Here is an 11482-nt window from a genome sequence, read left to right as displayed (position 1 = left end):
GCCCCGGCGGGGCGGCCCGCCCGGCCTCCGCCCCGGGCCCCCGCCGGGCGGGGACCCGGCGGGGACCCGGCGCGGACGCACTCGCGGCGGGGCACGACATCCCGTTGACTTCCCCCACCCCGCGGCAGAGCATGGCGGTGGAGCCCGGGCGCGGACGTTGTGCCTGGTCAACCGGGGGGAGCGGGATCATGGGCGAGCGGAGACCGATCACGCTGCGCCTGCTGGGGAGCTGGGACCTCGCCGTGCAGGGCGCCCCGGTGCACACCGGGGCGCGGCAGCAGCGGCTCCTGGCGGCGCTGGCGGTCCACGGCCCCCGGTCCCGGCACTACCTCGCCGGCCTGCTGTGGCCGGAGTGCCCGGAGGACCACGCGCTCGGCAGCCTGCGCGCGGCCGTCTTCACCCTGTCCCGGCGCGTGCCGGGGGCCCTGGAAGGCCGCGGCGGCGACCTCGCGCTCTCCGGGGCGGTGGACGTGGACCTGCACCGTCTGCTCGAGCTGGTCGTGCGCCCCGTGGCGTCCTGGTCCGCCGAGCAGGACGACGCCTCTGTGCTGGACCGCCCCCGGGTGGCGCTGCTGCCGGGCTGGTACGACGACTGGGTGGTCGAGGAGCAGGCCCGGCTGCAGGAGCTCTACGTCAACGCCGTGGAGGAGCGGGCCGAGCTCTGCCTCCTCCGCGGCGAGGTCCACCACGCCCTCGCGCTGGCCCGGACGGTCCGTGACGCCGCTCCCCTGCGCGAGAGCGCCGTGCGCCTGCTGCTCCGCGCCCACCTCGCTCTCGGCAACGAGGCCGAGGCCCGGCGGGCGTTCCAGGAGTACCGCTCGGCCCTCGCGGCGGAGCTGGGCGAGCAGCCCTCGGACCGGGTCCGGGGGCTGCTCGAGCCCCGGCGCCGGCGGTGAGGACCCGGTCCCCGGGGCCGCGCCGCGGCCACCGCGGACCGGGGCCCGCCGGCGTCGTGGCCTGTGCTCAGCCAGCCTCGGACGGCATCTCCAGGTGCACGACCTTCACCTGGGTCATCTCGTCGAGGAGCTCGGGGCCGTAGCCGAAGCCCGCGCCGGACGCCCGCCGCGGCTGCGCCGCACCGCCCGGGGCGCCGCCGAAGACGTTGTTGACCTTGAGCGTGCCCACGGGCAGCTCGGCCACGGCGCGCTGGGCGTGGGCGATTCGGCCGGTGAGCACGGTGGCGGCCAGCCCGTAGCGGTCGGCGGCGGCCAGCCGGAGCCCCTCGTCGAAGCTGTCGACGACCTGGACCGGCGCCACGGGCCCGAACGTCTCCTCGGTCATCACGGCCATCGCGGGGGTGCACCCGCGCAGCACGGTGGCCGGGTAGAACGCGCCGGGGCCCTCCGGGACCTGGGCGCCCTCGAGCACGACCGCCCCCTGGGCGACGCTCTCGGCGACCTGGCGGTGGACCTCCTCGCGCAGCCGCTCGTCGACCAGCGGCGCGAGCGTGCCGTCGGTGTTGCGCCGGCGCGCCTCCTCGGCGAGCGCCTCGAGGAACGGCTCGGCGACGCCGCGGTGGACGTAGATCCGCTCGACCGCCACGCAGATCTGGCCCGAGTTCGCGAACGCGCCGAGGGCGGCCTGCCCGGCGGCCCAGACGGGGTCGACGTCGTCGTCGACCACCAGGGCGTCGTTGCCGCCGTTCTCCCGGACCACGTGGGCGCCGGTGCCGACCGCCGCGCGGGCGATGGCCTCCCCCGTGGCGGTGGAGCCGACGTGGGCGAGGACGTCGACGCCGGGCAGCGCCGTGAGCAGCTGCCCCACGGCGGCGCCTCCGGTGACGGTGCCGAGCACGCCGGCCGGCAGGACCCCGGCGAGGATCTCCCCGAGGCGGGCTCCGAGGTGGGGGCACCGTTCGCTCGGCTTGTGCACCACGGTGTTGCCGGTGACGATCGCCGCGCCCAGCAGGCCCGCAGCCACGGCCACGGGGTCGTTCCACGGGGTGAGGGCGACGACGACGCCGCGCGGCTCCGCGACCGTGTAGTCGGCCGCGAGCACGCTGCCGCGCAGGCTGTGGCCCCGGTGCACCGGGCCGAGCTCGGCGTACTGGTGGAGTGTGCCGACCCCTGCCATGACCCCGCCCAGGGACTCCTCGACGGGCTTGCCGGTCTCGCGGGCGTTGAGCGCGGCGAGCTCCTGGGCGTGGGCGGCCAGACGGTCGGCGGCCGCGCGCAGGGCCTTCCCGCGTTCCTCGGGAGCGGTCCGGGCCCAGTCCCGGGCGGCGGCGCGGGCGGTCTCGACCGCGGCCCGCACCTCCTCCTCCGTGGCGGCGGCCAGGGTGCCGACCGTGGACCCGTCCCGCGGATCCTGCACGGTCAGCTCGGTCGTCGGGGCGGTGGCGGGTGCAGCGGTGGTCATGGAACTCCTTCTCCGTGCGGGCGGGCGTCCTCCGGCCGTGCGGGCGCGGACACCCAGGGGGCCGTCCTGATGAGCATACTGATGAACGGCTCGGGAGCGGCTACGGTAGCAGGGCCAGGCCGCCGCACCCGCGGCGCCTGCCCCCTGTTCCGACGAGGAGCAGCACGCCCGCCCGCGGCACCGGCCGTGGGCGCGGCCGTGTCCAGCAGAGAGGAAGTTGCATGAGTCTCCAGCCCACCAATCCCGGCCGGGTGCTGATCACCGGCGGTGCCTCCGGGCTCGGCGCCGCCGTGGCGGAGGCGGTCCGCGACAACGGCGGCACCCCCATCGTCCTGGACCGGGACATCAGCACGCTCACCGGCGTCACCGCCTACGAAGTCGACGTGGCGGACACCGCCGCGGTGACCGAGGCGGTGCGCCGGGCCGTGACGGACGCCGGCGGTCTGGACGCGGTCGTCACCGCGGCCGGCATCGACCGCTGCGGCCGGCTCGAGGACGTGGCGAGCACCGAGTGGGAGAAGGTCGTGCAGGTCAACCTGTTCGGCACCGTGTCCACGGTGCGTGCGGCGCTGCCCGCCCTGCGGGAGTCCCGGGGGCGGGTCGTCACCGTGGCCTCCACCCTGGCGCTGAAGGGCGTCTCGGACGCGACGGCGTACTGCGCCTCCAAGTTCGGGGTGCTGGGCTTCACCCAGGCCCTCGCCGCGGAGCTCAAGGGCGAGGTCGGCGTCACCCAGCTCATCCCGGGCGGCATGAAGACACGCTTCTTCGACGACCGGGACGAGCAGTACAAGCCGCAGGACGACTCCCAGCTCAACGATCCGGAGAACGTCGCGAACGCCGTCCTGTTCGCCCTCGGCCAGCCCCACGGGTGCGAGATCCGCGAGCTGTTCGTCGCCCACGCCGAGGAGGGCTCCTGGCCCTGATCGGCCCTGCGCACGGAGGGACGGCCGGGCCGGACCGCGGAAACGCCTCCGGCCCGGCCGTCGCCGCTGGTGAGGGCACGATTGTCCCCACAACGGGCGACGGGTCGGGCGCGGGCAGATCATGACTGCGCATCTAGACTGATGACCTCTCCCCGACCGCACAGGAAGGCCTGACGTCAGCGTGGACTCCCCCCTCGACACCACGGTGGCACGCGTCCCGATCACGGTGCGCTGCCTCGACGAGCACGGCCGGCCCGTGCGCCTCTCGGCGCGCACGCTCGGCCGCGGCTCCACCGACCTGCAGGACCTGCTGCGCCGGGCCTACGCCGCCGTCCGGGAGGACTGCCCCGCCGAGACTGTCACCGTCTCCTTCCTGGAGGACTGCCGGGGCAGGCTGCAGCTGGAGTACCTGGTGGTCGACCGCACCCGTCCGAGCCGCTGGCGGCGGAACCGCGAGCGGGGCCGCGCGGAGGACGTCCGGACGGCGCTGACGGAGGCGACCATCGTCGTGACCCTCGCGGTCGAGGCCGTCGGGGCGGTCGCCGCCGCGTCCACGGCCCGGTGGTCGGAGGGCGACACCCCCGACTTCGCCGACCTGGTCCTCGACGGCGCGCGCACCGTCCGGCTGCCCGGCGCCGTGCGCGACCTGCTCGGCGACGACGCGGTGCTGGAGCTGCTGCGGGGCACCATGGCGATGTTCCTGGACGACGACGTCGAGCAGCTGGTCATCGGCAAGGACCCCGAGCTGCCCGGCCGCTACCAGGAGACGGTGGTCACCCGCTCCCCCGCCCTCGTGCGCTTCCTCCGGGGCGGGCCCCTGGCCGGACTGGTCCCCGGGGGCTCCGAACGGCCCTGAGCTCCCGGCCCTGCCCGCTGCGGCCCCGCCCCGGTGGCGGATCCGGGCGCGGTCCTGCGCGGCGCGCCGCCGCGGATGTCGGAGGCGGCGGCCATGATGGGCCCGACCGGTCACCGGGACGGAAGGGGCTCGACGTGGGACTGATGGCGCCGCTGCAGGACAGGCTGCGCACGACCTTCGCCGGACAGGCGGACCGCGTGCCGGAGTGGGAGCTGGCGCTGGCCGACGGCCAGGACGCCGGGCACTTCCGGCCCGGTTCGGCGGTGTGGGCCGTGCACGGGTCGATGGCGACCATCCCCGCGGGCGTGCGCGCCCTGCTCACCCAGGCCCTGCACCCGGGGGCGCTGGCCGGCGTCGTCGAGCACTCGGACTACCGGAGCGACCCCCTGGGGCGCCTCGCCGGGACCATCCGGTGGATCTTCACCGTCACCTACGGGGACACCACCGCCGCGCACCGGGCCTCGGCGCACGTCCGCCGGATCCACGACGGCGTGCGCGGCACCTACACCGGGGCCGACGGCGTGCGGCGCCCGTACTGCGCGAACGACCCCGAGCTCGCCGAGTGGGTCCACCTGGCGTTCACGGACGCGTTCCTGCGCTCCCACCAGCGGTGGGGCGGGACGATCCCGGGCGGGCCGGACGCCTACGTGCGGGAGTGGGCCGTGGCGGGCCGGCTGATGGGCGTGGAGCGGCCGCCGCGCTCCGAGGCCGAGCTGGACGAGCGCCTCCGGTCCTTCGGCCCCCGCCTCGCCGGAGGCCCGCGCGTGGACGACGTCGTGGCGTTCCTGCGCCGCCCGCCCCTGGACCCCGTGCTGCTGCCGGGCTACCGGGCCCTGTTCGCCGCCGTCGTGGACTCGCTGCCCGGGGACCGGCTGGACCTGCTCGGTCTCGAGCGTCCGCGGCTGGGCCCCGTGCCGCTGCCCACGCGCAGCGCCGCCGGGCTCACCCTGGCGGTGGTCGGCCGCGCCCTCGGGGAGACGGGGCCGAGCGAGGCGGCCGCGCGCCGCCGCCTCGCTCGCCTCGGCCTGCTCTGAGAGCGCACCGCGCTCAGGCCGAGGCCTCCTCCTCGGTCCCGGCGCGCCCGGTGACGTGGTCGTAGGCCTCCGCGGCCGCCGCGGCCACGCCGTGCCACGTCCGTCCCGGCAGGACCCGGCGCCGGCCCTCGCCGCCGAGGCAGCGGCGCACGGCGGGGCACTCGAGCATCATCCGCAGGACCGTGGCGAGGGTCTCGGGCTCCTCCGGCGGGGTGAGCATCCCGGTGATGCCGTCGGCCACGGTCTCGGCGAGCACCGGCAGCCGCGAGGCGACCACGGGGGTCCCGGTGGCCAGGGCCTCGACGGACTCGGTCGGGGCCGCGGCCCGGGTGACCGGGCGGTCCTTGCGGGCGACCACGAACACGTCGAACGCCTGGTGGTACTGCACGACCTGCTCGTCCGGGACCCGCCCCGTGAAGCGGACCCGGTCGCCCAGGCCGAGCTCCGCGGCCAGGCGCTCGAGCTCCCGCCGCGCCGGGCCCGCGCCCACGACCACCACGAGCAGCTCCGGCACGTCGGCGCGCACGAGGGCCGCGGCGCGCAGGAGGTCGTCGAGGCCCTCGTGCTCCACCAGGTCCGCGACCGCGCCCACCACCCGGGCCGTCTCCGGCAGCCCGAGCACCCGGCGCGCCTCCCGCAGGGGACGGGGATCCGCCAGGTAGGGGCCGTCCACGGCGGGGGGCGCCACGCGGACCGGGACCGGGCCGGCCGGCAGGGCCCGCGTCAGCGCCCGCACCCGCTCGCCCATCGCACGGCTCGTGGTCACCACGTCGGCCGCGGCGGCCAGGACCTCGGCCTCCCGGGCGCAGTCGAGCCGGTGGCGCTCGCTCGTGACGGCCTCGGCGGGACGGGAGGCCGCCCACCGGTCGGCCGGCAGCTCGCGCACCTCGTACACCCACGGGATGCCCAGGGCCTCGGCCACCGCGCGGGTCACGAGGCCGTTGCCGGGACGGCTCGTCGTGTGCAGCACGGCGGGCCGGGCGCGCAGGGCCAGTTCGAGCAGGGCCTGCGCCTCCTGCTGCAGTCGTGCCGTGGGCAGCAGCGCGCTGCGGGCGGGCAGGATCCAGTGGTAGGAGACGCCGTCGAGCACCTCGGGCGCCGGCCCGTGCGACCGGCCGTCGGCGGGCACGGGACCGGGGCGGGTCACCGCGGTCACGGTCCAGCCCTGGGCCACGGTCGCGGACAGCAGGGAGTGGTGGCGCGGCGCGCGGCGGCCCAGGGCGCGCGGCGGGGCCTCGGCCAGCACGTGCAGCACGGAGGCGGCCTCCGGCCGGTAGCCGACCACCGGGGTGAGCGCGGGACGCCAGCCGGAGAGCAGCCGCAGGTCGTCCTCGTAGTGGAGCAGCCGGCGGCGCTCCCCCGGCGTGGCTCGCCCGGCGGCCACGGCGCGCCGGAGCTCGACCACGGCCTCCGAGATCCGGCCGACGTAACGGTGGCGGCGGGCCCGCGTGCCGGCGAGGTCGCTGGTGCCGGGCGGCACCAGCGCGAGGAACCGGTCCGCCTCGGCCACGCGGCCCGCGGACAGGGCGGCCTCGGCGAGGCGCCGGGCCGCGCCCGGCGCGGGACGCCGGCGGCGGGCCCGGCCGAGCCGGTGCTCGAGCTGCCGCTCCGCGCGCGGGTCCGGGCCCAGGGCGCGGACCACGGCGGCCCCGGCCTCGGGCCAGGGACTGCGCAGCAGGGCGCGGGCGGCGGGTCGCGCCGCGGCGGCGGGGAGAAGCCGGGCCGCGGGCAGCCAGAAGGCCTCGGGCTCGTCGTCCGGACTGAAGGGGCGGGGAGTGTGCGGCATGGCCTTCTCGCGGGGGGTCAAGAGGGGCCGTCCCGGTCGATCACGGGGCGTGCTGCGGGCGGGGGAAGACGTTTCTCGCCGGGTCGGGGGCCGGTGGGGAACTACTGATCGTCAGGGTTCAGCGTAGCAAGATATGGGCCCAGATCGTCCGCCGCGACGGCCGTGCCGATGCCCGCCATCGCCTCGAGGTCGGGCAGGACCACGGACTGCCCGTCCGGGGACACGCCGAGGCCCTGATCGGGGGCCGTGGTCATCCGCAGGTCCCCGGCGGAGAGACCGGCCAGGTCGGGGGCGAGCCCGGCGATCCACGCCGCGTCGAGCCCCTCGCTCACCGTCAGGTAGGGCGAGAAGTCGCTGACCACGGTGTGCAGCCGGACCGGGTTGAGCAGCGTCTGCGGGCCGAGCAGCCGCTCGAGAGCGGACTGGACGTAGTTGCGCTGGTTCTCCACCCGCTGGAAGTCCCCGTCCTCGAAGGCCTTGCGCTCCCGGACGAACTCGAGCGCCCGTTCCCCGTCCATGTGCTCGGGGCCCTGCTCGAAGGTCATGCCCTCGTTGGACACGAAGTCCTGGGGCACGTCGACGGTCACGCCGCCGAGGGCGTCGGTGAGGGCCTGGAAGCCGGCGAAGTCCACCTCGGCGACCTGGTCGATCCGGGTGCCGAAGAGGTCCTCGACCGTCCCGACCATCAGCGGGACGCCGCCGAGATCGAGGGCGGCGTTGATCTTCGCCTCCCCCACCCCGGGGATCGGAACCCACGTGTCCCGCAGCACGGAGATGACGTAGGCCTCGCCGCCGTCCTCGGGGAGGTGCACCAGCATGATGGTGTCCGCCCGCACCCCCTCGACGCCCACGTCCGCCCGCCCGCCGGGCTGGCTGTCGGCGCCAAGCAGCAGCACGGTGGTGCCCCGGTCCTGGGCGGAGCCCGCGGCGGGGCGCCCGCTCTCGGCGGGGAACGCGTCGTCCACGACCTGCTTGCGGGCGTCGAAGGTCCGTCCCAGGTTCCAGACGAACGCGGCGGCCACCAGGGCGACGACCAGCACGAGACCCAGGAGCACCAGCAGCACGCGCCGGACCGGGCGGCGGCGCGGGGCGGCCGCCGCGCGCTCGGCACCACGGTCGGCGTCGCGGGCGGATTCGCGGTCGTGGACGGTCATCAGAGGCTCCCCGTTCGGTGGGTCGGGCGGACGCCGGTCGCGGCACCTGCCCCGGTCGGTGCGCCCATGCTAGGCCGCCGCTGCTCGGAGGTCGCCCGGAGGTCGCTGGGAGAGCCGGGGGCGGAGAAGGGCCACGGGCGGGTCAGGGCACCCGGGCGATCCACTCCGAGGTGGCGAACTTGGTGCGCACGAGCTCGCGGGCGGCGGCGATCTCGGCGTCCCGGACGGTGCCCTCCGCGGCGCCGTAGCGGCCCGCGAAGACCTCCACGAGCTTGCCCACGACGTCGGCGCGGGCCATGCCGGTCTGCCGGCGCAGCGGGTCCACGCGCTTCTTCGCCGAGCGGTGCCCCTTGTCGGAGAGCTTCTCCTTGCCGATCCGCAGGACCTCGGTCATCTTCTGCGCGTCGATGTCGTAGCTCATGGTCACGTGGTGGACCATCCCGCCGCCCGCGAAGCGCTTCTGCGCCGCTCCGCCGATCTTGCCGTGCTCGGTGGCGATGTCGTTGAGCGGGACGTAGAACGCCTCCAGGCCCATCTCCTGGAACGCCTGCATGACCCACTGGTCGAGGAACGGGTAGGACTCCGAGAAGCTGAGCCCGTCCACGAGCGTCTGCGGCAGGTACAGCGAGTAGGTGATGCAGTTGCCCGCCTCCATGAACATGGCCCCGCCCCCGGAGACGCGGCGCACCACGGAGACGCCGTGCCGCCGGGCGCCCTCGGCGTCCACCTCGTTGCGCAGGGACTGGAAGGACCCGATCACCACGGACGGCTCCTCCCAGTCCCACAGGCGCAGGGCGGGCGGGCGCCGGCCCGCGCCCACCTCGCGGGCGAGGACCTCGTCGAGCGCGAGGTTCTCCAGGGTGGGGCGGACGGTGGGCGGGATGACCTCCCACGCGTGGTCGTCCCACGTCGTGGCGTGGGCCAGGGCCCGGCGGACCGCGGTGGCGATCGCCTGCGGGGAGAAGCCGAACAGCACGACGTCGGGCGCGAGGGCCGCCTCGACCGCCGCGACGATCTCCTGCGGGGAGGCCTGCTCGCTGAGCCCGGTGAGCGCCGCGTTGATGTCCTCGAGGGCCTCGTCGGGCTCGAGGAAGAAGTCCCCGTTCACGGAGACGTCGGCCAGCCGCCCGTCGACCACGTCCAGGTCCGCGACCACGAGCTTGCCGCCCAGCACCTTGTACTCCCCGTGCCGTCGCTCCTGCGCCATCCGTGTCCTTCCCTCGTCCGTGCCGGTGGTCCCGGGTCAGCCTACGCCGGGGACCGCGGGCACGGCGCAGGCCCGGACCGGTGCGGTCCGGGCCTGCGGGCGATCGTGCGGGGCCCCGCGAGCGGGACGGAGATCAGCTGCTGGACTTGCCGAAGTTCTTGAAGCGGGCGTTGAAGCGCTCCACGCGGCCGGCGGAGTCCATGATGCGCTGCTTGCCGGTGTAGAACGGGTGGGACTCCGAGGAGATCTCGACCTCGATGATCGGGTACTCGTTGCCGTCCTCCCACGTCTCGGTCTTCTTCGAGGTGGCGGTGGAACGGGTCAGGATCGTCTTGCCGGAGGCCAGGTCGCGGAAGAGGACCGGGTGGTAGTCCGGGTGGATGTCAGTCTTCATGGGGTTCAAACCTTTGTCGTCGGTGCCTGGATTTTGCCAGCCACGGTTTCGCTCGGTGGGCGGTGCGCCGTCGTCGTCCGTCCGCGCGGTCCGGGAAGGGCGGGGGCATCGGGCACCAGCGGTCCAGCGTACCGGATCGCCGGTGGAAATTCACCCGCCGTCCCGCGGCGCGGGGGGGCCCGGTGCTTGCCGTTCCCCCCCCGCGCCGCTGCCCCGGCCGCGGCGCCTCACCACCGGTGGGCGACGTCCACGACGAGCCGCGACCCCCGGCCCGGCCCGTCGAGGACGAACACCCGGAACGGCAGCCGCGCGCGCACGCCGAGGCCGACCGATGTCCGGGCCTCGTAGCTGCCGCCCCACGCGACCTGGCGGAACGTGCGGTAGCCGGCGACGTCCACGAGCTCCCGCCGGTCGTCGAACTCGTAAGTGGGCCTGCCCCTGCCGTCGTAGGCGGGGGCGTTGGCCGTGATCACCAGGTCGGTCCCCCGCAGGGGGATGGGGTCGCCGGAGCCGATGCCCGTGAACCGGGCGTAGCGCACGTCGTAGCCCCGCAGCCTGCCGTCGAGGTCGATCACCATCCGGTCGAAGCAGCGGTGCTGCCCCGCCCGGACGTCCGTGACGTGGGGGTAGCGGGGCGTGGTCGCCTCACCGCTGCGGGCCTTGGCCCCCGATCCCCACGTGATGCCGCAGTACGGGGCCGCGGCGTTCGCGCTGCCGGGGACGATGAGCCCCAGCCCCATGGCCAGCACGAGTGCCGCCAGCCATGAGATGACTTTCTTCATGATGCACCTTCTCCAAGACCCCTCGGGCCCCGGTGGGCTCGAGCGGGTGCTCCCATGATCCGCCTTTCCGAATGCTAAGTCTCCAGGTGAGGGTGAACTGGGTCAGCAATCGTTATGGGGCGGGGCGTCAGCGGCAGGGCCGGGTCTCCCAGAAGGCCACGGCCGAGGCGGCGGCGACGTTGAGGGAGTCCACGCCGTGGGACATCGGGATCCGCACGGTGAGGTCCGCGTGGTGGACGGCGGCGGCGCTCAGCCCGTCCCCCTCGGTGCCGAGGACCAGGGCCAGGCGCTCGTCGCGGCGCGCCGACAGCTCCTGGAGGGTGATCGAGTCGTCGCTCAGGGCGAGCGCCGCAGTGGTGAAGCCCGCGTCCTTGATCCGCTGCAGGTCGGCCGTCCAGTGCTGCAGCCGGGTCCACGGGACCTGGAACACGGTGCCCATGGAGACCCGGATGGAGCGCCGGTACAGGGGATCGGCGCAGCGCGGGGTGACGAGCACGGCGTCGACGTCCAGCGCGGCGGCCGAACGGAAGATCGCCCCCACGTTGGTGTGGTCGACGATGTCCTCGAGGACCGCCACCCGGTGCGACGACGCCAGGAGCCGCTCCAGCTCCACCGGCTCCGGGCGCTGCATGGCCGCGATCGCCCCGCGGTGCAGGTGGAAGCCGGTGATCTGCTCGAGCACCTCGTCCGGGCCGACGTACAGGGGCACGTCCGGGTGCTCGGCGAGGACGTCCGCGAGGTCCTCCAGCCACTTCTCCGCCATGAAGAAGGACCGAGGGGTGTGCCCGGCCGCGAGCGCCCGGCGGAGCACCTTGGAGGACTCGGCGATGTACATGCCGCGCTCGGGCTCGAGCTTGCGCCGCAGCCGGACGTCGGTCAGGCGGGCGTAGTCGGCCACCCGGGGGTCGTCGGCGCTGTCGAGGCGGATCATCTGGGGGAGGTCGGTCACGGGGGTCTCTTCGGGGTCGGGGTTCGAGGCGGGCGGGGT

The 11482-nt window shown here is 75.6% G+C and carries 11 protein-coding genes; 4 read left to right on the top strand and 7 right to left on the bottom strand.

The annotated features are described in order from the left end of the window. The first annotated feature begins 188 nt into the window (after positions 1–188). A complete protein-coding gene (locus ACP7CD_RS05225) occupies positions 189–896 on the top strand; it encodes an AfsR/SARP family transcriptional regulator (protein WP_426119284.1) in 708 nt (235 codons plus the stop codon). Between the two features lie 67 nt (positions 897–963). Here the strand turns inward: ACP7CD_RS05225 and ACP7CD_RS05220 are convergent, their stop codons facing one another. Beyond that, positions 964–2358 carry an aldehyde dehydrogenase family protein gene (locus tag ACP7CD_RS05220; RefSeq protein ID WP_426119282.1) on the bottom strand — a complete coding sequence of 465 codons (1395 nt, stop codon included), beginning with the start codon at positions 2356–2358 and terminating at the stop codon, positions 964–966. 221 nt (positions 2359–2579) lie between these two features. Between ACP7CD_RS05220 and ACP7CD_RS05215 the strand changes: the two genes are divergently transcribed. From ACP7CD_RS05215 to ACP7CD_RS05205, 3 genes are all read left to right on the top strand, one after another. Next, entirely contained in the window at positions 2580–3281 is a 702-nt protein-coding gene (locus tag ACP7CD_RS05215) for an SDR family oxidoreductase (RefSeq protein WP_017834336.1), read from the top strand. A gap of 181 nt (positions 3282–3462) precedes the next feature. Further along, the gene (locus ACP7CD_RS05210; protein ID WP_017834337.1) at positions 3463–4137 is read left to right on the top strand and encodes a hypothetical protein; all 675 of its coding nucleotides are present in this window, start codon (positions 3463–3465) and stop codon (positions 4135–4137) included. A gap of 143 nt (positions 4138–4280) precedes the next feature. Beyond that, positions 4281–5171, top strand: a complete 891-nt coding sequence (locus tag ACP7CD_RS05205) for an oxygenase MpaB family protein (protein WP_031283456.1) — start codon at positions 4281–4283, stop codon at positions 5169–5171. Positions 5172–5184: 13 nt separating this feature from the next. On the opposite strand, the gene ACP7CD_RS05200 is transcribed toward ACP7CD_RS05205, so the two are convergent. The 6 genes from ACP7CD_RS05200 to ACP7CD_RS05175 form a co-directional block, all read right to left on the bottom strand. Next, positions 5185–6957, bottom strand: a complete 1773-nt coding sequence (locus tag ACP7CD_RS05200; RefSeq protein WP_426119280.1) for a glycosyltransferase family 4 protein — start codon at positions 6955–6957, stop codon at positions 5185–5187. 101 nt (positions 6958–7058) lie between these two features. Then, positions 7059–8111, bottom strand: a complete 1053-nt coding sequence (locus ACP7CD_RS05195; RefSeq protein ID WP_144836095.1) for an LCP family protein — start codon at positions 8109–8111, stop codon at positions 7059–7061. A gap of 142 nt (positions 8112–8253) precedes the next feature. Then, positions 8254–9318, bottom strand: a complete 1065-nt coding sequence (locus ACP7CD_RS05190; RefSeq protein ID WP_095651509.1) for a lipoate--protein ligase family protein — start codon at positions 9316–9318, stop codon at positions 8254–8256. A gap of 133 nt (positions 9319–9451) precedes the next feature. Beyond that, entirely contained in the window at positions 9452–9712 is a 261-nt protein-coding gene (locus tag ACP7CD_RS05185; protein WP_017834341.1) for a type B 50S ribosomal protein L31, read from the bottom strand. Between the two features lie 227 nt (positions 9713–9939). Further along, positions 9940–10494 carry an AMIN-like domain-containing (lipo)protein gene (locus ACP7CD_RS05180; protein WP_167508885.1) on the bottom strand — a complete coding sequence of 185 codons (555 nt, stop codon included), beginning with the start codon at positions 10492–10494 and terminating at the stop codon, positions 9940–9942. A 127-nt stretch (positions 10495–10621) separates the two neighbouring features. Next, positions 10622–11425: a TrmH family RNA methyltransferase gene (locus ACP7CD_RS05175; RefSeq protein ID WP_109268975.1), complete on the bottom strand. Its 804-nt coding sequence runs from the start codon at positions 11423–11425 to the stop codon at positions 10622–10624. Positions 11426–11482 lie beyond the last annotated feature (57 nt).

Source organism: Kocuria sp. LHG3120 (assembly GCF_049897445.1).
GTDB classification, from domain to species: domain Bacteria; phylum Actinomycetota; class Actinomycetes; order Actinomycetales; family Micrococcaceae; genus Kocuria; species Kocuria rosea.
This window is presented reverse-complemented; position numbering and strand designations above follow the sequence as displayed.

Bases quoted from the DNA above. Each gene is read 5' to 3' on its own strand.
- ACP7CD_RS05225 (WP_426119284.1), top strand. From the start codon at position 189: ATGGGCGAGCGGAGACCGATCACGCTGCGCCTGCTGGGGAGCTGGGAC.
- ACP7CD_RS05220 (WP_426119282.1), bottom strand. From the start codon at position 2,358: ATGACCACCGCTGCACCCGCCACCGCCCCGACGACCGAGCTGACCGTG.
- ACP7CD_RS05215 (WP_017834336.1), top strand. From the start codon at position 2,580: ATGAGTCTCCAGCCCACCAATCCCGGCCGGGTGCTGATCACCGGCGGT.
- ACP7CD_RS05205 (WP_031283456.1), top strand. From the start codon at position 4,281: ATGGCGCCGCTGCAGGACAGGCTGCGCACGACCTTCGCCGGACAGGCG.
- ACP7CD_RS05200 (WP_426119280.1), bottom strand. From the start codon at position 6,957: ATGCCGCACACTCCCCGCCCCTTCAGTCCGGACGACGAGCCCGAGGCC.
- ACP7CD_RS05195 (WP_144836095.1), bottom strand. From the start codon at position 8,111: ATGACCGTCCACGACCGCGAATCCGCCCGCGACGCCGACCGTGGTGCC.
- ACP7CD_RS05190 (WP_095651509.1), bottom strand. From the start codon at position 9,318: ATGGCGCAGGAGCGACGGCACGGGGAGTACAAGGTGCTGGGCGGCAAG.
- ACP7CD_RS05185 (WP_017834341.1), bottom strand. From the start codon at position 9,712: ATGAAGACTGACATCCACCCGGACTACCACCCGGTCCTCTTCCGCGAC.
- ACP7CD_RS05180 (WP_167508885.1), bottom strand. From the start codon at position 10,494: ATGAAGAAAGTCATCTCATGGCTGGCGGCACTCGTGCTGGCCATGGGG.
- ACP7CD_RS05175 (WP_109268975.1), bottom strand. From the start codon at position 11,425: ATGATCCGCCTCGACAGCGCCGACGACCCCCGGGTGGCCGACTACGCC.